21 protein-coding genes are annotated in these 22029 nt (G+C 67.1%); 13 read left to right on the plus strand and 8 right to left on the minus strand.

Going from position 1 to position 22029, the window contains the following annotated elements; genetic code table 11:
• Positions 1–7 precede the first annotated feature (7 nt).
• Positions 8–664 carry a DedA family protein gene (locus tag ACFQNJ_RS05455; protein WP_382254678.1) on the minus strand — a complete coding sequence of 219 codons (657 nt, stop codon included), beginning with the start codon at positions 662–664 and terminating at the stop codon, positions 8–10.
• A gap of 27 nt (positions 665–691) precedes the next feature.
• Here ACFQNJ_RS05455 and mutL point away from each other — a divergent pair, with 27 nt between their 5' ends.
• Positions 692–2650 carry a DNA mismatch repair endonuclease MutL gene (gene mutL, locus ACFQNJ_RS05460; RefSeq protein WP_382254681.1) on the plus strand — a complete coding sequence of 653 codons (1959 nt, stop codon included), beginning with the start codon at positions 692–694 and terminating at the stop codon, positions 2648–2650.
• A gap of 157 nt (positions 2651–2807) precedes the next feature.
• Positions 2808–4151, plus strand: a complete 1344-nt coding sequence (gdhA, locus tag ACFQNJ_RS05465; RefSeq protein WP_382254684.1) for an NADP-specific glutamate dehydrogenase — start codon at positions 2808–2810, stop codon at positions 4149–4151.
• A gap of 1 nt (position 4152) precedes the next feature.
• Here gdhA and ACFQNJ_RS05470 read toward each other — a convergent pair whose 3' ends face one another.
• Positions 4153–4560 (minus strand): HIT family protein, encoded by a 408-nt coding sequence (locus ACFQNJ_RS05470; protein WP_374642036.1) that lies wholly within the window; start codon positions 4558–4560, stop codon positions 4153–4155.
• Positions 4561–4635: 75 nt separating this feature from the next.
• Between ACFQNJ_RS05470 and ACFQNJ_RS05475 the strand changes: the two genes are divergently transcribed.
• From ACFQNJ_RS05475 to ACFQNJ_RS05490, 4 genes are read left to right on the plus strand one after another with little or no spacing between them, the layout of a single operon-like run.
• Positions 4636–5511, plus strand: a complete 876-nt coding sequence (locus ACFQNJ_RS05475; protein ID WP_382254687.1) for an alpha/beta hydrolase — start codon at positions 4636–4638, stop codon at positions 5509–5511.
• A gap of 13 nt (positions 5512–5524) precedes the next feature.
• Complete coding sequence (locus tag ACFQNJ_RS05480) at positions 5525–6811, plus strand: multidrug effflux MFS transporter (protein ID WP_374642040.1); 1287 nt, start codon at positions 5525–5527, stop codon at positions 6809–6811.
• 3 nt (positions 6812–6814) lie between these two features.
• Positions 6815–7792 (plus strand): tRNA (adenosine(37)-N6)-dimethylallyltransferase MiaA, encoded by a 978-nt coding sequence (gene miaA / locus ACFQNJ_RS05485; RefSeq protein ID WP_382254690.1) that lies wholly within the window; start codon positions 6815–6817, stop codon positions 7790–7792.
• A complete protein-coding gene (locus ACFQNJ_RS05490; RefSeq protein ID WP_382254692.1) occupies positions 7789–8451 on the plus strand; it encodes an ABC transporter ATP-binding protein in 663 nt (220 codons plus the stop codon). The genes miaA and ACFQNJ_RS05490 overlap by 4 nt, the downstream gene beginning before the upstream one ends.
• Positions 8452–8460: 9 nt before the next feature.
• On the opposite strand, the gene ACFQNJ_RS05495 is transcribed toward ACFQNJ_RS05490, so the two are convergent.
• From ACFQNJ_RS05495 to ACFQNJ_RS05515, 5 genes are all read right to left on the minus strand, one after another.
• The gene (locus tag ACFQNJ_RS05495; protein ID WP_382254694.1) at positions 8461–9696 is read right to left on the minus strand and encodes an ROK family transcriptional regulator; all 1236 of its coding nucleotides are present in this window, start codon (positions 9694–9696) and stop codon (positions 8461–8463) included.
• A 30-nt stretch (positions 9697–9726) separates the two neighbouring features.
• A complete protein-coding gene (locus ACFQNJ_RS05500) occupies positions 9727–10179 on the minus strand; it encodes an RbsD/FucU family protein (RefSeq protein WP_374642048.1) in 453 nt (150 codons plus the stop codon).
• A 9-nt stretch (positions 10180–10188) separates the two neighbouring features.
• The gene (locus ACFQNJ_RS05505) at positions 10189–10983 is read right to left on the minus strand and encodes an ATP-binding cassette domain-containing protein (protein WP_374642050.1); all 795 of its coding nucleotides are present in this window, start codon (positions 10981–10983) and stop codon (positions 10189–10191) included.
• A 2-nt stretch (positions 10984–10985) separates the two neighbouring features.
• Positions 10986–11945 (minus strand): ABC transporter permease, encoded by a 960-nt coding sequence (locus ACFQNJ_RS05510; RefSeq protein ID WP_382254699.1) that lies wholly within the window; start codon positions 11943–11945, stop codon positions 10986–10988.
• A gap of 166 nt (positions 11946–12111) precedes the next feature.
• Complete coding sequence (locus tag ACFQNJ_RS05515) at positions 12112–13116, minus strand: sugar ABC transporter substrate-binding protein (RefSeq protein WP_382254701.1); 1005 nt, start codon at positions 13114–13116, stop codon at positions 12112–12114.
• Between the two features lie 148 nt (positions 13117–13264).
• Between ACFQNJ_RS05515 and ACFQNJ_RS05520 the strand changes: the two genes are divergently transcribed.
• From ACFQNJ_RS05520 to ACFQNJ_RS05550, 7 genes are all read left to right on the plus strand, one after another.
• Positions 13265–14260 (plus strand): PfkB family carbohydrate kinase, encoded by a 996-nt coding sequence (locus tag ACFQNJ_RS05520; protein ID WP_382254704.1) that lies wholly within the window; start codon positions 13265–13267, stop codon positions 14258–14260.
• A 105-nt stretch (positions 14261–14365) separates the two neighbouring features.
• Positions 14366–15841 (plus strand): glucose-6-phosphate dehydrogenase, encoded by a 1476-nt coding sequence (gene zwf / locus ACFQNJ_RS05525; protein WP_382254707.1) that lies wholly within the window; start codon positions 14366–14368, stop codon positions 15839–15841.
• Positions 15841–16533 (plus strand): 6-phosphogluconolactonase, encoded by a 693-nt coding sequence (gene pgl / locus ACFQNJ_RS05530; RefSeq protein WP_382254710.1) that lies wholly within the window; start codon positions 15841–15843, stop codon positions 16531–16533. Before zwf ends, pgl begins: the two co-directional genes overlap by 1 nt.
• A gap of 4 nt (positions 16534–16537) precedes the next feature.
• Entirely contained in the window at positions 16538–18367 is a 1830-nt protein-coding gene (edd, locus tag ACFQNJ_RS05535; protein ID WP_382254713.1) for a phosphogluconate dehydratase, read from the plus strand.
• Between the two features lie 13 nt (positions 18368–18380).
• Positions 18381–19019 carry a bifunctional 4-hydroxy-2-oxoglutarate aldolase/2-dehydro-3-deoxy-phosphogluconate aldolase gene (eda, locus tag ACFQNJ_RS05540; RefSeq protein WP_382254715.1) on the plus strand — a complete coding sequence of 213 codons (639 nt, stop codon included), beginning with the start codon at positions 18381–18383 and terminating at the stop codon, positions 19017–19019.
• Between the two features lie 57 nt (positions 19020–19076).
• On the plus strand, positions 19077–20693 hold the full coding sequence (pgi, locus tag ACFQNJ_RS05545; RefSeq protein WP_382254717.1) for a glucose-6-phosphate isomerase: 1617 nt from the start codon (positions 19077–19079) through the stop codon (positions 20691–20693).
• Between the two features lie 13 nt (positions 20694–20706).
• The gene (locus ACFQNJ_RS05550) at positions 20707–21186 is read left to right on the plus strand and encodes a low molecular weight protein-tyrosine-phosphatase (protein WP_382254720.1); all 480 of its coding nucleotides are present in this window, start codon (positions 20707–20709) and stop codon (positions 21184–21186) included.
• Between the two features lie 28 nt (positions 21187–21214).
• On the opposite strand, the gene ACFQNJ_RS05555 is transcribed toward ACFQNJ_RS05550, so the two are convergent.
• A complete protein-coding gene (locus ACFQNJ_RS05555) occupies positions 21215–21967 on the minus strand; it encodes a hypothetical protein (RefSeq protein ID WP_382254723.1) in 753 nt (250 codons plus the stop codon).
• Positions 21968–22029 lie beyond the last annotated feature (62 nt).

Below are 22029 nucleotides of genomic sequence, written 5' to 3' on the forward strand. Positions count from 1 at the left end.
ATCAGGATCAGGCCGCCATGCGCGCCTTCTCGGCGCGGGCAGCGCGCCAGGCCCCGAAGATGGCAATCAGACCCGGCACGATGATCAGGGCCCAGATGATCTTGGACAGGTTGGCCTTGACCCAGGGCAGGTTGCCGAACCAGTAACCCGCCGCCGTCAGACCGATCACCCAGATGACCGCCCCGATGACGTTGTAAGCGGTGAACTTGCTGCGGGTCATCTCGGCCACCCCGGCCACAAAGGGCGCAAAAGTCCGGATGAAGGGCATGAAGCGGGCGATGATGATCGTGATGCCGCCGTAGCGCTCGTAGAAGTTGTGCGCCTGGTTGAAAGCGTTCCTGTTGAAGAAGCGCGAGTTCTCCCACTGGAACACCTTGGGGCCGAAGTAGCGGCCGATGCTGTAGTTCACCTGGTCCCCCAGGATCGCCGCCGCCAGCATCAGCCCTGCCGCCAGCGTCCAGTCCATCAGGCCGGCGCCGCACAGCGCCCCCACCACGAACAGCAGCGAATCGCCCGGCAGGAAGGGCATGACCACCAGCCCGGTCTCAACGAAGATGATGAGGAACAGCAGCGCGTAGACCCAGGCGCCATAGGCCTGGACGAAGGCCTGCAGGTGCTGGTCCACATGCAGGATGAAATCGATCAGAAAGGCGGCGAGTTCCATGGGTGGGGATTATCTCCGCGTCCTACAATGCCTCGCGTGAACGCCCCTCTCCACCCGCCTCACCGCCCTGCTCGTCGCCCCATCCAGGAATTGCCCGACGAGCTGATCAGCCAGATCGCTGCCGGCGAAGTGGTGGAACGCCCGGCATCCGTGGTGCGCGAACTGGTGGACAACGCGCTGGACGCCGGTGCCCGTCAGATCACGGTGCGCCTGCAGGCCGGGGGCATCCGGCTGATCAGCGTCGAGGACGACGGCATCGGCATCCTGCGCGAGGAGCTGCCCACCGCGCTCAAGCGCCACGCCACCAGCAAGATCGCCAGTCTGAACGACCTGGAAGCCGTGGACACCATGGGTTTCCGTGGAGAAGCGCTGGCCGCCATCTGTTCCATCGCCGAGGTGTCGGTGCTCACGCGAACCGACGAGGGTGCGTCGCACGGCTGGCTGCTGGACGGCCGCAGCGGTGAACTGCAGCCCACGGCCCGATCCCGCGGCACCACGGTCGAGGTGCGGGAACTGTTTTTTGCCACGCCCGCGCGGCGCAAGTTCCTCAAGTCGGAGAGCACCGAGCTGGCCCACTGCATCGAGGCGGTGCGCCGCCATGCGCTGGCGCGGCCCGAGGTGGGTTTTGCCATCTGGCACGAAGGCAAGCTGGTGGCGCAGTGGCGTGCCGTGGCGCCCGACCTGGCTGGCGGCGAATACCTGCTGGACGCGTTGCGTCGCCGGCTGGCGGATGTGCTGGGCGAGGAATTCATCGAACAGGCCGTGGCGGTGAACTGGCCCGCCGATGACGTGCCGGGCGAATCCGCCCTGACTGGCGGGCAGCAACGCCTGCGCGTCTGGGGGTTTGCCGGCGTGCCCGATGCGGCGCGCTCGCGCCCGGACTGGCAGTTCGCCTACGTCAATGGCCGCTTCGTGCGCGACAAGGTCATCACCCACGCTGCACGCAGCGCCTACGAAGACGTGTTGCACGGCCATCGCCAGCCGGTGTACGCCCTGTACGTGGGCATCGACCCGACACGGGTGGACGTGAACGTGCATCCCACCAAGATCGAGGTGCGCTTTCGCGACAGCCGCGAGGTGCACCAGGCGGTGCGGCATGCGGTGGAAAGCGCGCTGGCGGCACCGCGGTCCGCACAGACGCTACCCACCACGACAGCGCCTGCCCCTTCGATGCCGGTCGAGGTGCCCTCCACGTTGCCGGGCCCCATGCCTCGCCAGCAACCCCTTCCGTGGCGCCCCGAGGCACCCCAGGCAGGCCAGCGCGTCAGCGATCTGGGAGCGCTCTGGCGTCCCTCCGACCGGGTGACTGCCCCGCTGGATGCGCCGGACATCCAACGTGCCGCACCCGTGTCCTTGTCCAAGCAGACCGCGACCGAGGTGCCCGCTGCACTGCCCGACGACGAGTGGCCGCTGGGTCGCGCCATTGCCCAGCTGCACGGGGTCTACATTCTGGCCGAGAACGCACAGGGCTTGGTGGTGGTGGACATGCATGCCGCCCACGAGCGCATCGTGTACGAACGCCTGAAGCAGCAGCTGGACGCGCACCAGATCAGCAGCCAGCCGCTGCTCATCCCGGCGACCTTTGCGGCCAACCCCGACGAGGTGGCGACCGCCGAGACCGCTGCCGAGGTGCTGGCCCAGCTGGGGCTGGAGATCGTGCCCTTCTCGCCCAAAACCCTCGCGGTGCGCGCCGTGCCCACCACCCTGGCCGCGGGCGACCCGGTGGAACTCGCCCGCAGCGTGCTGGCCGAACTGAGCCAGCACGACGCCAGCACCGTGGTGCAGCGCGCCCGCAACGAACTGCTGGCCACCATGGCCTGCCACGGTGCCGTGCGCGCCAACCGTCGGCTGACACTGGACGAAATGAATGCCCTCCTGCGCCAGATGGAGGTGACCGAACGCAGCGACCAGTGCAACCACGGCCGCCCTACATGGCGCCAGCTGGGCATGAAAGATCTGGACGCGCTGTTCCTGCGCGGCCGCTGAGCCCAGCGGGCCCGCGTCCGCACCACCAGAGGGCAAACCCTCAGAACACCACGATCGCACCGCACCATTAGCAGGCCTAAAGCACCATTCGCGTGCCTTTTGTGATGCGAAATACCGTTTTTGCATAATGTCATGCACTTTTTTGGAGCATGACAGCATGAAGTACGCATCGGTTCACGATTTCCTCGCCCACGTCGAAGCCCGCAACCCGGGCCAGCCGGAGTTCCTGCAGGCCGTCACGGAAGTGATGGAAAGCCTGTGGCCCTTCATCGCTGCCCACCCCAGATACGCCGAGCAGGGCTTGCTGGACCGCCTGGTCGAGCCCGAGCGCGTGGTCATGTTCCGCGTGTCGTGGGTCGACGACCACGGCCAGGTGCAGGTCAACCGCGGCTACCGCATCCAGCACAGCATGGCGATCGGCCCCTACAAGGGCGGCATCCGCTTCCACCCCTCGGTCACGCTGTCTGTGCTCAAGTTCCTGGCCTTCGAGCAGACCTTCAAGAACGCCCTGACCACCCTGCCCATGGGCGGCGGCAAGGGCGGCTCGGACTTCGACCCCAAGGGCAAGAGCCCGGCCGAGGTCATGCGCTTCTGCCAGGCCTTCGTCATGGAGCTGTTCCGCCACGTGGGCCCGGACACCGACGTGCCGGCCGGCGACATCGGCGTGGGCGGCCGTGAAGTCGGCTACATGGCCGGCATGTACAAGAAGCTGGCCAACAACGCGGCCAGCGTGTTCACCGGCAAGGGCCTGAGCTTCGGTGGCTCGCTGATCCGCCCCGAGGCCACCGGCTACGGCACGGTGTACTTTGCCGACGAAATGCTCAAGACCCGTGGCAAATCCTTCGAAGGCCTGCGCGTGTCCGTTTCGGGTTCGGGCAACGTGGCCCAGTATGCGGTCGAAAAGGCCATGGCCCTCGGTGCCAAGGTGGTCACGGTGTCCGACTCCAGCGGCACCATCGTCGATGAAGCCGGCTTCACGCCCGAAAAGCTGGCCATCCTGATGGACGTGAAGAACCACCACTACGGCCGCGTGAGCGACTACGCCGCCCGCACTGGCGTGAAGTTCGAAGCCGGTGTGCGCCCCTGGCATGTGCCGGTGGACGTGGCCCTGCCCTGCGCCACGCAGAACGAGCTGGACGAAGCCGATGCACGCACCCTGATCAAGAACGGCGTTCTGTGCGTGGCCGAAGGCGCCAACATGCCCTCGACCATCGAGGCCGCCAAGGCCTTCGAGGCGGCCGGTGTGCTCTACGCACCGGGCAAGGCGTCCAACGCCGGTGGCGTGGCCACCTCGGGCCTGGAAATGAGCCAGAACGCCATGCGCCTGTCGTGGACGCGCGAAGAAGTGGACGCCCGCCTGCTGCAGATCATGCAGGGCATCCACGCCGCCTGCGTCAAGCATGGCCAGCGCGCCGATGGCAGCGTCAGCTACATCGATGGCGCCAACATCGCCGGCTTCGTCAAGGTGGCCGACGCCATGCTGGCGCAGGGCGTGATCTGATTCAGAGCCGGATGCGCTGCGCATACCCGCGCAGCACCTCCAGCGAAGGATCCTGGCGGGGCCAGACCAGATCGGCTCCGTCGTTGGCATGACGGGGCAGCACGTGCACGTGCACATGGGGCACCGTCTGCCAGCCCGCCGGGCGGTTGGTCTGCAGCAGCGTCATGCCTTCCGGCGTGAAGGCAGCCTGCACCGCCCGGGCCACCCGGTGGGCCACCGCAAACAGGTGGGCCACTTCGGCTTCTTCCAGCTCCACCAGGGTTTCCACCTGACGGCGTGTGGCCACCAGCACATGACCGGGGTTGACCTGACCGGCGTCCATGAAGGCGATGACCTGATCGTCCTCATACACGATGGCCGCCGGTATCTCGCGGCGGATGATGCGGGTGAACACACTGTCCTGAATCATGGGTTCTCTGGCCTCCCGAAGGGATTTTGCCCGGGGTGGTGAACTTTCCCGGTCGCGCGCGCATCATCCCCTGCCATGAAGCGACTGATCATTCTGCTGACCTTGGTGGTGGCCGCTCTGGCTGGCTGCGCCACGCTGGACGAGCGCCAGCGCGTCTGGATCTTCCAGCCGTCCGACCGCAGCTGGTGGCGTGGCGAGGAAGCCGCCGCCGGCATGAAAGACGTCTGGATCGACTTCCAGTCCAGCGAAACCGGTGACGCTGTCCGACTGCACGGACTGTGGGCCGAACATCCCGATTTCTCCACCAAGCCAGAGGCACCGGTGCTGCTCTACCTGCACGGCGCCCGCTTCAATGTGGTGGGCTCGGCCTTTCGCGCGCGCCGCATGCAGGATCTGGGCTTTTCCGTGCTGGCGGTGGACTACCGCGGATTTGGCAAGAGCACAGCCACCCTGCCGTCGGAGACCTTGGCCTATGAGGATGCCCGGGCGGCCTGGGAATGGCTCGGACGGGAGTACCCGGGTCGTCCGCGATACATCTTCGGCCACTCACTGGGCGGCGCGATTGCCATCGATCTGGCGGCAGGGGTGACCGACGAATCCGGCACCCTGGTGGAAGGCACCTTCACCTCCATCCCGGACGTGGTCAGCTCCTACCAATGGGGATGGTTGCCGGTCGGGCCGCTGATCACCCAGCGATTCGAGGCGGTCGATCGCGTCTCGCGCATCGGATCGCCCTTGCTGGTGGTCCATGGCAGTGAAGACCGGACCATTGTCCCGGCGCTCGGCCGCCGTCTGTACGAGGCGGCCGCTGGCCCCAAGCGCTTTGAACTGGTCGAAGGCGGCACGCACCACAACACGAATTCGGTGGGGCAGCCGCAGTACCGCGCCGCCCTGGCCGAGCTGTTCGGACTGGTTCCGCAGGGTGCCCCTGACCTGGCCAGCCGGTTCTGATACCCTCAGGCGGATGTCTGTCCGTCTCCCCGAATCCGGCGCCCAGCGCACGGGCATGAGCCCTGCCATGGTGGTCCTGGCGCTGTCGCTGCTGCTGGGCCTGCAACCCGTCACCACCGACCTGTACCTGCCCGCCCTGCCCGCCATGACGCAGGGCTTTGGGGCGACCATGCCGCAAGCCCAGCTGACCCTGACCGCGCTGCTGCTGGCTTTCGGCCTTTCACAACTCGTGTGGGGCCCGCTGTCGGACCGTTATGGCCGGCGCCCGGTGCTGCTGTGGGGACTGGCGCTGTATGCGGCTGCCTCAGCCGGCAGCGTGTTTTCGGTATCCATGACGCAGCTGATCCTGTGGCGCACCTTGCAGGGCGTGGCCATGGGCGCCGGCGTGATGGGAGCCCGGGCCATCGTCCGCGACCTGTATGCCCCCAGCGAAGGCGCGCGCATCATGTCCAAGGGCCTGACCGGCCTGGGCGTGATCGCCTGCGCCAGCGCGCCCCTGGGCGGACTGCTGGCCGAGTACCTGGGCTGGCGCACGGCCCTGGCCGCCGTGGCGGTGTTCGGGGCCGGCACGCTGGCGATGCTGGCCTGGCGCTTCGAGGAGACTCTGACACAGAAGAATCCGAAAGCACTGGAGCCGGTGACACTGCTGCGCACCTGGGGGCAGATCCTGCGTCACCCGACCTTCTGGGCGTTCACCCTGCTGGCCACCACCTCCTATGGCGGGCTTTTCACCTTCCTGGCCGCATCCTCCTTTGTCTTCATCCAGGTGCTGGGCCTGTCCAAGCCCGCCTACGGACTGGCCATGCTGACCATGTCGCTGTCCTATATCGTGGGCACCTTCATCTGCCGGCGGCTGTTGCCGGTGTTTGGTGTTCGCCGCACGGTCGCCCTGGCCGGTGTCTGCACCCTCACCGCCGGCACGGTGATGGGCGTGCTGGCCCTGGCCGGCGTACAGCATGTGGCTGCCATCATGCTGCCCTTCTACCTGTTCATGCTGGGCCACGGCGTCCACCAACCCTGCGGACAGAGCGGGTCGGTCGGGCCATTTCCGCAGGCGGCCGGTGCAGCGTCCGCCATGAGCGGTTTCCTGATGATGGTGGCCGCCTTTGTGATGGGTGGGTGGCTCGGCAGGAGTCTGGCCAGCGTGGCCGAAGGTCAGGGCACGGTGCTGCCGCTGACCAACGGCGTCTGGTTCTGGAGCGTGCTCATCAGCCTGACCGCCTGGACCCTGGTGCAGCGCTATGGCGAGGTGCGCACACCGCCGCAACGCGTCACCCCCCTTGACACACCCACCACCTGAGCCATGACCGCGCCGCATGCCCCGCCCGCCTGCATCGCCCTGGCCGGGCCCACCGCCAGCGGCAAGAGTGCCGCCTCGCTGGCCATCGCTGCCCGATGGCCGGTGGAAATCATCAGCGTCGACTCGGCCCTGGTCTACCGGGGCATGGATATCGGCACCGCCAAGCCAACAGCCGCCGAGCTGGCGGCGGTGCCCCACCACCTGATCGACATCCGCGACCCCTTGCAGGCTTACAGCGCCGCCGAGTTCGTGGCCGATGCCAGGCGACTGATGGACGACATCCGGGGACGCGGCCGCATGCCCTTGCTGGTGGGCGGCACCATGCTGTATTTCAAGGCCCTGATGGAGGGGCTTGATGACATGCCGCGTGCCGATGCCGCGGTGCGTGCCGAACTGGACCTGCAAGCCCGCGAGCGCGGTTGGCCGGCCATGCATGCTGAACTGGCCCATGTCGATCCGGCCACGGCTGCGCGCCTGGCACCCAATGACGCCCAGCGCATCCAGCGCGCGCTGGAAGTCCACCGGGTATCAGGTCGCCCGATTTCGTCCTTCCAGCGCAGTGATCGCGGCCATGTCAACCCGGTGCCCACCGGTGCCCTGATCAGCCTGGAGCCCGACGAGCGCAGGTGGCTGCACGAGCGCATTGCCCAGCGTTTCGATGCCATGCTGGCCGCCGGGCTGATCGACGAGGTGCGCCGCCTGCGCGCGCGGGGTGACCTGAATCCAGATCTGCCGTCGATGCGCTGCGTGGGCTATCGCCAGGTCTGGGAAGCGCTGGACCAGGCAGGCACCAACGACCTGTCCCCGGCGGATCTTCGGCGTCTGCGCGACCAGGGCATCTTTGCCACCCGGCAACTGGCCAAGCGACAGATCACCTGGCTGCGGTCCATGCCCGACCGTGTGATCGTGCCCTGCGACGCGGCCGACGCCCTGCCCCGCGTCATGAATCGGGTGTGCCGGCTGATGGAAGGCACCGCATGAGCCTGCGCGTCGATGACCTTACCAAGCGCTATGGTGAGGTGGCGGTGTTCGCCCACGTCAACCTGACCGTCGCAGACGGCGAGTTCGTGGCCATCGTCGGCGAATCGGGCGTGGGCAAGTCCAGCCTGCTCAACTGCCTGGCCGGGCTGGACGACTGGCAGGAAGGTCGCGTGCTCCACGACGGTATCGATCTGGGGACGCTGGACGAATCGGCGCGGGCACACTGGCGGCGCCAGGCACTGGGCTTCGTGTTCCAGGCCTTTCATGTGCTGCCCCATCTGGATGTGGCCCAGAACGTCGCGCTGCCGCTGATGCTCCTGGGCATCGATGACCATGCCCGGGTGGACGCCATGCTTGCGGCGGTCGGTCTGGCCGGGTTGGGCAGCCGGCTGCCGGCACAGCTCTCGGGCGGCCAACTGCAGCGGGTGGCCATCGCCCGGGCCCTGGTCCACCGCCCTCGCCTGCTGCTGGCCGATGAACCGACCGGCAACCTGGACCCCTCCACCGCGAGCCAGGTAATGGATCTGCTGCTGTCGCAAGTGCGCGAGCACGGCACCTCGCTCGTGCTCGTGACCCATTCGGCGGCTGCCGCGGCCCGCGCCGACCGCGTGCTCCATCTGAAAGCCGATGGCCTGAGTGAGGCGGTTGACCGGCACTGACCCGCTGACTCAGACCTTGAGAAACAGGTCGTGGTCGGGGGCGAAGCAGCTGTGCAGCGGCAACAGGGCACCGCCCAGCGCACGCGCATCCGAGCCGATGCTGCCCCGCTCGATGCGGGGCGGTGCCTGCAAGCCCTCCCAACTGTAGGCCTGCAGCGCCTCGCGGGTGCGGACCAGAAGGTCGTCCAGCAAGGGGCCGGTGATGACGCCGTCGACGACCACCGCCTCGACATCCAGAAACGCTGTACCGGAGATCACGCAGTGCGCCAGGGCCATGGCCGCACGGTCCATCCAGTCGCGGGTGAAGGGCAGCCAGGGCGTCAGCAGCACCCGTTCGTCGTAGGCGGCCATTGGATCCAGATCGTGTTCACGGTACCGCTGTTCCAGATCCCACAAGGAGGCCTGACCGATCAGCTGGGGTGGCGGCGCCGACCCCGGGGTACCGCTGGCCACGTGCAGGGGCAGCGAGGCCACCGCGCCTGCGTTGCCATGCAGGCCCCGATGCAGGTGCGAGTTGATCACCAGTCCTCCACCGACAAACGTGTCGATGAACAGGTAGAGGAAGCTGCCGATCTCTCGCCCCCGGCCCTGCAACAGCTCCGCCACGCAGGCCGCCACGGTGTCCCTGGCGAAGCTGACCGGCAGATCGGTCATGCCCTGCACCCGGGCGGTCAGGTCAATCTGGTTCCACGCATCGGACTGCTGCTCCGTCAGCCCCAGCATCCGGTGCCAGCCACCCAGCTGGAATGGCGCGGCCACGCCCACGCCCACGACCCGATCGGCTTTCGGTCCCAGTCCGTCGAGCAGACGATTGAGGTTGCGGCCGATGGCCGGCAGCAGGGTGTCGGCGTCGGGAAAGGGGTAGTCCATCACCAGACGCTGGCGTACCTGACCGGTGAAATCCAGCAGCATCCAGTCAGCACTGCGGCGGCCGATCTTGATGCCCACGGAAAACGCACCATCGGGATTGAGCCCGATGGGCACCGAAGGCTGGCCCACCTTGCCCCGCACGGGAGCCCCACGGGTCAGCAGATCGTCTTCGTCCAGTCGTGCGGTGATCAGACCGATGGTCTGTGCGGTCAGCCCGGTCAGGCGCGCGAGTTCGGCCTTGGGCAGACTGCCGTGGGTGCGCAGCGCCTGCAGCACCACCCGGTCATTGAACTGGCGCACGCCCAGCTGGTTGGAGCCGCGCGGGCGCAGCCGGTGGCTGGCGCCGCTGTCAACGGATGGCGTCGGGGTGTTCATGACATTCACCGGGTGATTGTCGCCGCGACCTCAGGGCCGCAGGGCATGACCAAGGACCCCCTTGCGCAACAGAAAGTTGCCCCAGGGCTCCAGTTCGCCGGTCACCACGATGGCATAGGCACGTTTGACCCGCTCATAGAACGCGTAGCGCTCCACCGCCTCGGCCTGCCCGTCTCGCAGGCCATGCCGAGCCAGCACCGCCAGCGTCTCGCGCTGCAGGGCCGAGCGGTAGCCAGCCTCGGTACCGCCCACTTGCATGTAAGCCACCGGATGCGCCACGTCGTCGGCCAGGGGCAGCACGCTGGCGACCGCTTCCATCGTCCTGGTCATGCCGATACCCGGCAGCCGCAACACCGGCTTGCCGGCACCCAGGCTCATGGCGGTGAAATTGGCGTCGGCCAGTACCACTGCGTCGTCGTGGCCCATCTCGGCCAGCAACTTGAGCAGTTCCGGACTGAGCAAGGGGTCAATGCCTTTGAGCATGCTGTTCCTTCAGGCCAGGCATTCGGGCGCCAGCTGCTCGGCGGTCATCGCACCGGTCATGACCGCCACCGTATCGCTCATGCTGATTTTCTTCGGGTTCACCACGGCGGCGCGCTTGCCCAGGCGGGCGATGTGGATGCGGTCGGCGATCTCGAACACATGCGGCATGTTGTGGCTGATCAGGATGACGGGCAGGCCCTTGTCGCGCACGCGGCGGATGAGTTCCAGCACCATGTTGCCCTCCTTCACACCCAGTGCCGCCGTCGGCTCATCCATGATGACCACGTGCTGCGCAAAGGCCGCCGCGCGCGCCACCGCCACGCACTGGCGCTGGCCACCCGAGAGTGTCTCCACCGCCTGCGTCATGGAGCGGATCCCCACTTTCAGGTCGTTCATGCGGGCAATGCTCTCCTGGAGCATCTTCTTCTTGTCGATCATCTGGAAGACGCTGCCCAGCATGCCCGGTCGACGGATCTCGCGGCCCAGGAACAGGTTCTCCGCAATCGTCATGGCGGGTGCCACGGCCAGGTCCTGGTACACCGTCTCGATGCCCGCGCGGCGCGCATCGATCGGGCTGCGGAAGTTCACGCGCTGACCATCGAGGTAGATCTCACCCTCGTCAGGAACGGTGGCTCCCGACAGGGCCTTGATCAGGCTGGACTTGCCCGCGCCGTTGTCACCGATCACGGCCAGGATCTCGCCGGCGCGCAGCTCGAAATCGGCGCCATCCAGCGCGGTGACCTGCCCGTAGCGCTTGACCAGGCCCTTGGCCTGCATCACCAGAGGTTGGTTTGGGTCGCTCATGATCAGCGCGCCCCCTTGCGTGAAAGTTGATCGGTCGCGACGGCCAGGATGACCAGGATCCCTGTCACCAGGATCTGGTACACCGACGAGACGCCCATGAGCGTCAGGCCATTGCGGAACACCCCGACGATGAGTGCGCCGACCAGCGTGCCAAGGATGATGCCCCGGCCGCCGAACAGGCTGGTGCCACCCAGCACCACGGCGGTGATCGCGTCCAGGTTCTCGGTCTGGCCGGCATTGGGATCGCCGGCACCGGTGCGCGCGACGCTCAGCAGCGACGCGATCCCGTAAAACACACCGGCCATGACGTACACCCCCAGCAGCACCTTGTCGGTCGCAATCCCCGTCAGGCGCGTGGCCTCGGGGCTGTTGCCGACGGCATAGACATGACGCCCGGGGGCGGTCTCGCGCAGTGCAATCCACACCACCAGGTAAAGGAACAGCATGAGGATGGCGCCCCAGACGATGGCGGTGTCACCGATGCGGAAGGTGTTGCCCAGCCAGAGCATCCCGTCCGGAATGTCGGTGATGGTCTGGGAGTTGGAATACAGCTGGGTGATGGCAAACGCAATGTTGAGGGTGCCCAGCGTGACGATGAAAGGCGGCAGCTTGACCTTGGTCACCAGCAGGCCGTTGATCAGGCCGAACAGGGTGGTCACGCCGATGCCGCACGCAATGGCCACCGGCGCCGACAGGCCGTAGTCGGCCGCCACCTTGGTCATCACGATACCGCCCAGGGCCATGATCATGCCGCAGGACAGGTCAATGCCGGCGGTCAGGATGATCAGCGTCTGCCCGATGGCAATGACCCCCACCACCATCACCTGCTGCAGGATGAGTGCGAAGTTCTGGCTCGTCAGGAAGCGCTCGCTCTGGGTCGCGAAGAAGACACAGGCCAGCAGCAGGGCCACAAAAGGACCGAGCGTGCCGATCGGCGGCAGTTTGGAGGTGAGTGAATTCAAGGGAACGCTCCCGAAGAAGGTGAGAGGACACCAGAAAGGCAACGCGACCGGCGATATCCCCCGCCAGCAGCGCCCAGGGTCCGGCTACGCCGGCCCGAAGGCGCGTTCCCCCTCCAAGCCGAAGGCGCCAGGGAGGGGGGAAACCGCGCAGCGGCGCAGGGGGGAGTTACTTGTTACCCCAGCACAGGTCCATGCCGGTCTTGACGTCCTTGCTCTCGACACCCGACACCGGTTTGGCAGCGATCAGGGCCACCCCGGTATCCGTGTAGCCACTGACCTTCTTGCCGGTCCTGGCGTATTCGACGCCGGCGGCGACACCCATGGCAGCCATGCGCAGCGGGTACTGCTGGCTGGTGGCGGCGATCACTCCCTTGCCCACATCGGCCACGCCAGCACAGCCCCCATCCACGGACACGATCACCACGTCCTTCTCCTTGCCGGCGGCCTTCAGGGCGTTGTAGGCGCCAGCCGCGGCGGGCTCGTTGATGGTGTAGACCAGATTGATGTTGGGGTTCTTCTGCAGACAGTTTTCCATGCCGGTCTGCCCCTTGGCGCGGTCACCAAAACTGTCGGCCATGCAGACGACCCCCGCCGCCTTGCCGCCGAGTTCGTTGCTCTTGGCATCCGGCGCGGGCAGGCCGAAGCCCTTGAGGAAACCGTTGTGGCGCTGAGCCCCCACGGGATGCCCCGGGAACAGGTCCAGCGTCGCAATCACGGCCGGTTTGCCGCCCAGAGCGGCCTTGGCATACTGTCCGATCAGTTCACCGGCCTTGTAGTTGTTGGTGGCAAACAGGGCATCGGTCGCCTCCAGGGGGTCCGTCGGACTGTCCAGGGCAATCACCATCACGCCCTGGGCGCGCGCCTTCTTGATGGCAGGGACGATGGCTTTGGAATCGGACGGGGTGATCAGGATGGTCTTGGCACCCGCCGCCATCATGTTCTCCATGGCGGTCACCTGGCCGGCGTTGTCACCGTCGGTCTTGCCGGCAGCCGACAGCAGCTTGGCGCCCAGCTTCCTGGCTTCAGCGTCGGCGCCCTCCTTCATCTTCACGAAGAAGGGATTGGTCTCTGTCTTGGTGATCAGTCCGATGACGGGCTGACCTTGCGCGCCAGCAGTGCCCGCCGCCAGGGTGAGTGTGGCAAGCAAAGCAATGGGGGCCAGTGTTTTCATGTTGTCTCCTTCGAGCGGGTGCGGTTTTCCGGGGGTGGCTGCCGCAACGGATCGGGGTTTCACCCACTTGGTCTGTCGCGGTGACTGAACTATATTCCCGACGACATTAATAAATCAACTGGATTTACTTATGGTTTTCCCTAGCAGCATGGTTCGCGCCGAAGTGGCCACCGCCGGCGAGGCGCTCATCGATCTGATTCAGGAAGCGGACGGACGCCTGCGCCCCTGCAACGGGGGCGCGGTCTACAACCTCACCCGCGCACTGGGTCTGCAGGGAGTCGGCACGCTCTACCTCAATCCCCTGTCGCGGGACCGCTTCGGCCGTGGCTTGGCCGACGGGATCGCACGGGCCGGCGTCCATCTGGCCCGACCGGAGCCCACGCACGAACCCACTTCACTGGCGGTCGTCGCACTGGACTCGGCCGGCAAGGCCAGCTACAGCTTCTACCGCGAAGCCGTGGCCGATCGGCAGGTCAGCGCCGAGGGGATGAACACCGCCTGCGAAGCGGCGGCGGGACTCAAGGTGGTGGCCACCGGCTGTCTGGCGCTGGTGGCCGAGGACAGCGACAAGTACCTGCCCTGGCTGAAGGCACAGCGCGCCTGCGGGCGCTTGGTGGTGGTCGACGCGAACCTTCGCCCAGCCATCGTCCCCGACATGCGTGCCTACCAGACCAGTGTGATGGCCGCACTGGCCGAAGCCGATCTGATCAAGGTCAGTGACGACGACCTCGTCACCCTCGGCTTCGAGCAGGCCGATCCGGTGGCTGCGGCCAGGGCCCTGCTTGCGCGCACCAGCGCCCGATGGCTGGCACTCACGCTGGGTGCCCGGGGTGCGGCGCTGCTCGAACGCGATGGCACCGGCTGGATGGCCGTGGAATCTCAGCCAGTCCGGGTCGCCGACACCGTGGGTGCCGGTGACTGCTTTCTGGCGGGACTGCTGGTCGCGCTCCTGCAGCGCCCCGCCATGCAGTCAGCAAAGCGGGCTTCGGATCTGGCGCTGGAAGGCGCGGACATCGGCGCCATGCTCTCGCACGCCATCGCCAGCGCCAGCCTCTGCGTGGAAGAAACGGGTTGCACCCCCCCCAATCTGGCGGCGGTGGAGCGGCGGTTGCAGCGAGGTCATCCGAAGCTCCACGCCCTCTGATCGACCCGGGCACCTCACACGCCAGTCCAGCCAAAGGAAAATTGTTCCTGACATGTAACTTGATTACATTAAAATAACGCCACATCAAGAAACTTTGTTAGAGACATGACCATTCATCCCTCCCCGGCAAGCTCCTCCACCGCTCTGGATGTGGTGATCTTCGGTGGTGTCGGCGACCTGTCGGTGCGCAAACTGCTGCCAGCGCTCTACATGGCGCACCTGCACGGGAACCTGCCCGCCCACGCGCGCATTCACGCGCTGGGCCGCCAGACCTGGAACCGGACGGAGTTTCTGGCCTTCCTTCAGGACAAGGTGCCGGGCTTCATCGAAGCCAAGCACTTCCGAACCGACACGTGGACCAGCTTTCTTGAGCGGCTGCACTTCTGCAGCGTGGACGCCACGCACAGCGAGGACTTCACGACGCTCGCGACCAGCCTGCAACCGGGATCGGACCGGGTCTACTACCTGGCCACCGCTCCCAGCCTGTTTGTCGGCATCTGCGCCCACCTCCAGTCGGCCGGTCTGATCGACGAGCGCGCCCGAGTGGTGCTGGAGAAACCCCTGGGACACGACCTGGCCTCGGCACGGCAGATCAACCACGACGTCGGACAGTACTTCCAGGAGCAGCAGATCTTCCGCATCGATCACTACCTGGGCAAGGAAACGGTGCAGAACCTGATGGTGCTGCGCTTTGGCAACAGCATCTTCGAGCCGTTGTGGCGCAGCCCCTTCATCAAGAGCGTACAGATCACCGTGGCCGAGAGTGTGGGCGTGGGCAGCCGCGCGGGCTTCTACGACGGCACCGGCGCCATGCGCGACATGATCCAGAACCACCTGCTGCAGTTGCTGTGCATCGTGGCCATGGAGCCTCCGGTGTCGCTGGACCCGGACGCCGTGCGCGATGAAAAGCTCAAGGTGCTGCGGTCCCTCAGGCCCATGGCGGTGGCCGACGTCGCACGCGACACGGTGCGCGGCCAGTACACCGCCGGCGCCTCGGGTGGCGAAGCCGCCAAGGGTTACCTGCAAGAGGAAAACGTGCCCCCTGGCAGCACGACCGAAACCTTTGTGGCGCTGAAGGCGCACATCAACAACTGGCGCTGGGCCAACGTGCCCTTCTTCCTGCGCACCGGCAAACGCATGGCCGCGCGGCAGTCCGAAATCGTGATCGAGTTCGCCGACCTGCCCTTCACCATCTTCGGCGATTCACCCCACAAGTCGGTCAACCGGCTGATGATCCGCCTGCAGCCCGAGGAGCACATCCAGCTGCAGATGATGGCCAAGGAGCCTGGCAGCGGCATGAAGCTGCGCCCCGTCAGCCTCAACCTGGACCTGCAGTCCGCTTTCACAGAACGCCGCGCCGAAGCGTACGAGCGCCTGCTGATCGACGTGATCAAGGGCCGCCTGACGCACTTCATGCGCCGCGACGAGCTCGAGGCCGCCTGGGCCTGGGTCGAACCCATCATCAATGGCTGGCAGCAGCTGGGCGAAAAGCCCAAGGCCTACACCGCTGGCAGCTGGGGGCCGGCAGCCTCGTCGGCGCTGATGGCGCGCGAGGGCTCCGCCTGGCTGGAGGAAGCCTGATGGCGATCACCGAACACACCGGTTCCACGCCGGCAGCCATCGCGGCGCACATCGCCAGCGCTCTGCGCGCCGCCATCGCCGCGCGGGGCCGGGCCAGCCTGGCGGTCTCTGGGGGCAAGTCGCCCATTCCCATGTTCGAGGCCCTGCGCGAGCAGGACCTGGACTGGTCGCGCGTGACCGTGGTGCTGGTGGACGAGCGCGTGGTGCCACGTGATCACCAAGCGAGCAATACCGGCCTGGTCGCCCGCCATCTGCTGCAGGGTGCAGCCGCTGCAGCACGCTTTGTGCACTTCTTCGGCGAATTGCCGGCCCAGTTCAACGCCGAGGTGCTGGACGCCCTGGTGCAGGACGCCACCCGTCGCATCGCTGACCTGCCCTGGCCACTGGACGTGGCCGTGCTCGGCATGGGTGAAGACGCGCACACCGCTTCACTGTTCCCGGGAGCGCCCGGCTATGCACGTGCCATCGCCACGGACGATCCGCTGGCCTGGGTCGTGCCCGACACGGCACCGCATGCGCGCCTGAGTTTCACATTGCACGCGCTGCTGCAGGCACGTGAACTGTTGCTGTCCATCAGCGGCGACACCAAGCTTTCGGTGTACCGCCGTGCGGCCGAGAAGGCCGATCCGGCGCTGCCCGTCTCGCTGATCCTCCACCAGACACGGACGCCCGTGAGCGTCTGGATCGGATGACCCCATGAACGCCCCACTGAACACCACCCTCGCCCGCGTCACGCAACGCATCGTCGAGCGCAGCGCCGACCTGCGCAGCCAGTACCTGGCCAGCATGGACGCCCAGGCCCGCGCCGGCAAGACGCAACGCGCCGGCATGGGCTGCGCCAACATGGCCCACACCACTGCGGCCCTGCCCGCGGCCGACAAGCTGGTCATCCACGCCGAACGTGCGCCGCACGTGGGCATCATCACCGCCTACAACGACATGCTCTCGGCCCACCAGCCCTACGAGCACTACCCCGAGCTGCTGCGCAGCCACGCGCGCGCCATCGGCGCCACGGCCCAGGTGGCCGGCGGTGTGCCGGCCATGTGCGACGGCATCACGCAAGGCGCCGAGGGCATGGAGCTGTCGCTGTTCTCGCGCGACGTCATCGCCCTGGCCACGGCCGTGGGCCTGTCGCACCAGGTGTTCGACGCGGCCCTCATGCTGGGCGTGTGCGACAAGATCGTGCCCGGCCTGTTCATGGGTGCACTGCAGTTCGGCCACCTGTCCACCGTGTTCGTGCCGGCCGGCCCCATGGTCAGCGGCCTGTCCAACGATGCCAAGGCCAAGGTGCGCCAGCAGTACGCCCAAGGCCTGGTCGGCCGCGACGCGCTGCTGGAAAGCGAGGCCGCCGCCTACCATTCGCCCGGCACCTGCACCTTCTACGGCACCGCCAACAGTAACCAGATGCTGATGGAGATCATGGGCCTGCACCTGCCGGGCTCGTCCTTCGTCAACCCCGGCACCGGGCTGCGCGAAGCGCTGAGCAAGGCCGCGCTGGAACGCGCCGTGGCCAACACCGGCAAGACCGGTCAGCCCGTCATCCGTCTGGCCGATATCGTCACCGAGAAGACCCTGGTCAACGGCCTGGTCGGCCTGCTGGCCACCGGCGGCTCGACCAACCACACCATCCACCTGATCGCCATGGCGCGTGCCGCCGGCGTGCTGATCGACTGGGACGACTTCGCCGAACTCTCGGCGGTGGTGCCGCTGCTGGCCCGCGTCTACCCCAACGGCAAGGCCGACGTGAACCATTTCCACGCCGCGGGCGGCATGGGCTTCCTGATGCGTGAACTGCTGTCAGCCGGCCTGCTGCACGGCGACGTGAAGACCGTGGTGGGCGATGGCCTGGCCGCCTACGGCCAGGAACCGTGGCTGGACAGAGGCACACTCGCCTGGCGCGAGGTGCCCGCCACCAGCGGCGACACCAGCGTGCTGCGCCCGGTGAGCGAGCCCTTCAGCGCCGACGGCGGCCTGCGCCTGCTGCAGGGCAACCTGGGCCGCAGCGTGGTCAAGGTCTCGGCCGTGGCGCCCGAGCACCGCGTGGTGCGTGCGCCCGCCGTGGTGGTGCACGACCAGGCCGACCTGCTGGCCCTGTTCAACGCCGGCAAGCTGGAAAAGGACCTGATCGCCGTCGTGCGCTACCAGGGCCCGCGCGCCAACGGCATGCCCGAGCTGCACAAGCTCACGCCGCCGTTGGCGGTGCTGCAGGACAAGGGCTTCAAGGTCGCGCTGGTCACCGACGGCCGCATGAGCGGCGCATCGGGCAAAGTGCCGGCCGCCATTCATCTGAGCCCCGAGGCGCTGGCCGACGGCCCCATCGCCCGCGTGATGGACGGCGACATGATCACGCTGGACTGCGAACGCGGCGTGCTGGAAGTGGAGGTCGATGCCGCCACCTTCGCCGCCCGCCCGGTACAGCACCCGGACCTGACCCACAACGCCCACGGCACCGGCCGCGAACTCTTCGGCCTGTTCCGCCGCAACGCCTGTGCGCCGGAGCAAGGCGCCTCACCCCTGTTCGGCTGACCCCATACGCCTCATGACCACCACCTGCTTCACCCGCCCCGCATTCACCTCCCGCGTCGTCCCGGTCATCGTGCTGCAGGACCCGGCGCACGCCGTGCCGCTGGCCCACGCGCTGCTCGAAGGCGGCATCGACGTCATGGAAATCACCCTGCGCTCCGACGCCGCGCTCAAGGCCATCGAAGCCGTCGCCAAGGCGGTACCCGACATGCACACCGGCGCCGGCACCGTCACCCGCGTGAGCGAAGTGCAACAGGTGATCGACGCGGGCGCCAGCTTCGCCCTCTCGCCCGGCGCGACCGACGCGCTGATCGAAGCCGTCAAATGCGCCCGCCTGCCTTTCATGCCAGGCGTGATGACACCCGGCGAAGTCATGCACCGCCGTGAGCAGGGCTTCACGCTGATGAAACTCTTCCCCGCCCAGCAGGCTGGCGGCATCGCCATGCTCAAAGCACTGGGCGCACCGATTCCGGACGTGCATTTCTGCCCCACCGGCGGCGTCAGCCCAGACAACCTCAGCGACTTCCTGAAACTACCCAACGTGGCCATGGCCGGTGGCAGCTGGCTGACGCCGGCCGACGCCCTGGCCGCTGGCGACTGGAACCGCATCACCCGACTGGCCCGCGAGGCCACCGCACTGGCGGCCGGAGCCTGATGGCCGACCCTTGCCTGCTGTTCTAATACGTGCTGCCGGTGCAGGCGGGTGCCATCGATGGCCTCCTTCCCCGGCGCCACGCCAGATTCGATCGACATGCCTTCCCTGCAGCACGCCACCCCCACCGAACTGCCCGCCTGGCAGACCCTGACCCAGCACGCCGGTGCCACCCCGCACCTGCGCGACCTGCTTGACAGCGATGCCGGGCGCGTCCAGAGGCTGACCCTGTCCGCCGCCGGCATTACCCTGGATGCATCACGACAGCGCCTCACACCAGCCATCGAACAGGCGCTGCAGGCACTGGCCGCCGAGGCGCAGCTCGGGCAGCAGCGCGATGCCATGTTCCGTGGCGAGCACATCAACCTGACCGAAGACCGGCCCGTCCTGCATGTGGCCTTGCGCGGGGGGCAGGGCCCCTGGGGTGCCGCCATCAGTGCCGACGTGGCGCGAGAACTTGGCCGCATGTGCCGGTTTGCCGACGAGGTCCGCAGCGGTGCCTGTCGCAGCAGCACGGACGAGACCTTCACCGATGTCGTCAACATCGGCATCGGTGGCTCGGATCTGGGCCCGCGAATGGCCGCCGATGCCCTGGCCCACCTGACCCACACCGGCCCCCGGGTGCACTATGTCTCCAACCCGGACGCCTGGGCGCTTTACAGCGTGCTGCGAGGGATCGACGCACGCAGAACCCTGATCGTGGTGTCGTCCAAGACCTTCACCACCCAGGAAACCATGACCAACGCCGCCAGCTGCCAGCGCTGGCTGCTGGACCAGGGCATTGCGGCCGAGCACGTCGGCCAGCACCTGGTGGCCATCACCGCCACCCCGGCCGAGTCGGCGCGTCAGGGGTATCCCGCCGAGCGCACCTTTCTGTTCTGGGATTGGGTGGGCGGACGTTATTCGGTCTGGTCCGCCCTCGGGTTGCCCCTGGCCATCGGTATCGGCGGCGCGGCCTTCCGGGATTTCCTGGCCGGTGCGCGCGCCATGGACGAACACTTTTGTCAGGCACCACTGTCCCAGAACCTGCCAGTCCAGCTGGCGCTGCACGGGATCTGGAACCGCAATTTCCTGCGCTGCCCCACCCAGCTGATCGTGTCCTACGCCTCGCGTCTGGTCCGCTTTGTGCCCTTTGTCCAGCAAATGGACATGGAGTCCAACGGCAAAAGCACGCACATCGGGGGTGCGCCGGTGGATGTGGACACCGGCCCCATCATCTGGGGTGGGCTGGGCATTGATGGCCAGCACGCCTACTTCCAGCTCATCCACCAGGGCCGGCACACGGTCCCGGTCGAGTTCATCGGTGTGCAGACCGAGGACTCCCCCCTGCCCCTGGCGGCCACCCACCACGGTGTCGTGAACCTGAACCTGCGTGCCCAGGCCGAAGCCATGGCCCGGGGTCGTAGCTACGAGGACACCCTCACGCTGCTGGAGCGCAGTGGCCTGGCGGGTGAGGAAGCGGCCACCATGGCGCGCCACCGGATGTTTGCCGGCAACATTCCCAACAGCATCCTGTGGCTTGACCGGCTGGACCCAGCCCGTCTGGGCGCCCTGATTGCCTTGTACGAACACAAGGTCTTCACCCAGGCCGCCATCTGGCGCATCAACGCCTACGACCAGTGGGGCGTGGAGCTGGGCAAGACGATGGCCAAGGCCATGGAGCAGTCCGCTGCCTGACAGACACCGTGTCATGACCGTCAACGTCCTGTTCGTCTGCATGGGCAACATCTGCCGAAGCCCGACAGCCCACGGCGTCTTCCGCCAAAGGGTGGCGCAGGCGGGACTGGGCGATCACATCCGTGTCCGGTCGGCGGGCACGCACGGCTACCACATCGGCGCCCCGCCGGACGAGCGCAGCATGGCGCACGCGATGCGGCGCGACTATGACCTGTCGGACCTTCGCGCCAGCCGGCTCCGTGAAGAGGATTGCACGCGGGCGCACCACATCCTGGTGATGGACGAGGCCAACCTGCGCGATGCCCTGGAGATCTGTCCACCCGAGCATGCCCACAAGCTGCGATTGCTGACCAGTCACGCTCGCCGGGTTGATGCGCGCGAGGTACCCGATCCGTATTACGGCGGTGCGGATGGCTTCGAGCGCGTGCTGGACATCATCGAAGACGCCTGTGACGAACTGCTGGCGCACGTGCGGCAGACGCACGGACTCTGAGCGCTCGGCCAGCCCGCATGCCAGAGAGCTAAGGCGACACCGCCAGCAAGGCCTTGGCAGCTTCGATGCGCAGGGCCATGGCCACCGACGGATCGTTCATCACCGACAGCAGAAAGCTGCGCGGATCATCGTGGTGGGCTTGGCCCGATGCCATTGAAGCGCAGTTCCCCACGCCATGGTCGGAGACCGCACCCGAAACAGGCGCCTCTGCGGCAGGCGACAAAGGTGCCAGCAAGCGCCGGGCATCGCTGAGTGTCACGCTGCGGATCTGCGCCAGAAGCTCGGCCTGGGCATCCCGGCCCGGTGGCAGATCCAGGGCGGGCTCGTCCCCGAACACGGCCGCCAGATCCGGTGCGACGAAGGCGGACCAGCGATCGCTTCCCGTCATCTCGCCGGGCAAGGTGACCAGATGGCTGGCCTCTGCCTGCCCTTCTCCGGGCCACACGCCGACGCGATCCCGCTCCACCTCGGGCAGATAGCGACGTCGCAGAGCCTCCAGCATGGCATGGCCCTGGGAAGATGCGACAGGCTCACTCAGCGATATCCAGAGCTGGTACGCGTCCAGACCGTTGACCGCGATGGCGGGCGCAGGCCATCCCAGGTCGGCTTGCACGCCGGCCCACACCGCTGAAAGCGTCCGCCAATCTGCCGGGCGGCGCAGTTCCAGCACAAGGGCGCGCACCGCACCGGACGGCGCCACCAGCGCATCTCGCAGCGGGGTCTCTGAGCGCCATCCCTCGGGGGTGAACAGGCGATTCCATTGCGTGATGAGGTTATCCATGCCGCAATGGTATCGGTCGGACACACCCAATACTCACGACCACTTGATCTGGATCAGGACAT

Origin of the sequence: Hydrogenophaga bisanensis (assembly GCF_042665135.1) — a bacterium.
In the GTDB taxonomy this organism is placed as follows: domain Bacteria; phylum Pseudomonadota; class Gammaproteobacteria; order Burkholderiales; family Burkholderiaceae_C; genus Hydrogenophaga; species Hydrogenophaga bisanensis.

Coding starts and splice junctions, on each gene's coding strand:
- ACFQNJ_RS05480 (WP_374642040.1), top strand. CDS start 5,525: ATGTCTGTCCGTCTCCCCGAATCCGGCGCCCAGCGCACGGGCATGAGC.
- ACFQNJ_RS05470 (WP_374642036.1), bottom strand. CDS start 4,560: ATGATTCAGGACAGTGTGTTCACCCGCATCATCCGCCGCGAGATACCG.
- mutL (WP_382254681.1), top strand. CDS start 692: ATGCCTCGCGTGAACGCCCCTCTCCACCCGCCTCACCGCCCTGCTCGT.
- ACFQNJ_RS05555 (WP_382254723.1), bottom strand. CDS start 21,967: ATGGATAACCTCATCACGCAATGGAATCGCCTGTTCACCCCCGAGGGA.
- ACFQNJ_RS05505 (WP_374642050.1), bottom strand. CDS start 10,983: ATGAGCGACCCAAACCAACCTCTGGTGATGCAGGCCAAGGGCCTGGTC.
- ACFQNJ_RS05475 (WP_382254687.1), top strand. CDS start 4,636: ATGAAGCGACTGATCATTCTGCTGACCTTGGTGGTGGCCGCTCTGGCT.
- ACFQNJ_RS05455 (WP_382254678.1), bottom strand. CDS start 664: ATGGAACTCGCCGCCTTTCTGATCGATTTCATCCTGCATGTGGACCAG.
- ACFQNJ_RS05515 (WP_382254701.1), bottom strand. CDS start 13,116: ATGAAAACACTGGCCCCCATTGCTTTGCTTGCCACACTCACCCTGGCG.
- eda (WP_382254715.1), top strand. CDS start 18,381: ATGACCACCACCTGCTTCACCCGCCCCGCATTCACCTCCCGCGTCGTC.
- ACFQNJ_RS05550 (WP_382254720.1), top strand. CDS start 20,707: ATGACCGTCAACGTCCTGTTCGTCTGCATGGGCAACATCTGCCGAAGC.
- miaA (WP_382254690.1), top strand. CDS start 6,815: ATGACCGCGCCGCATGCCCCGCCCGCCTGCATCGCCCTGGCCGGGCCC.
- pgl (WP_382254710.1), top strand. CDS start 15,841: ATGGCGATCACCGAACACACCGGTTCCACGCCGGCAGCCATCGCGGCG.
- ACFQNJ_RS05500 (WP_374642048.1), bottom strand. CDS start 10,179: ATGCTCAAAGGCATTGACCCCTTGCTCAGTCCGGAACTGCTCAAGTTG.
- ACFQNJ_RS05520 (WP_382254704.1), top strand. CDS start 13,265: ATGGTTCGCGCCGAAGTGGCCACCGCCGGCGAGGCGCTCATCGATCTG.
- pgi (WP_382254717.1), top strand. CDS start 19,077: ATGGCCTCCTTCCCCGGCGCCACGCCAGATTCGATCGACATGCCTTCC.
- gdhA (WP_382254684.1), top strand. CDS start 2,808: ATGAAGTACGCATCGGTTCACGATTTCCTCGCCCACGTCGAAGCCCGC.
- edd (WP_382254713.1), top strand. CDS start 16,538: ATGAACGCCCCACTGAACACCACCCTCGCCCGCGTCACGCAACGCATC.
- zwf (WP_382254707.1), top strand. CDS start 14,366: ATGACCATTCATCCCTCCCCGGCAAGCTCCTCCACCGCTCTGGATGTG.
- ACFQNJ_RS05495 (WP_382254694.1), bottom strand. CDS start 9,696: ATGAACACCCCGACGCCATCCGTTGACAGCGGCGCCAGCCACCGGCTG.
- ACFQNJ_RS05490 (WP_382254692.1), top strand. CDS start 7,789: ATGAGCCTGCGCGTCGATGACCTTACCAAGCGCTATGGTGAGGTGGCG.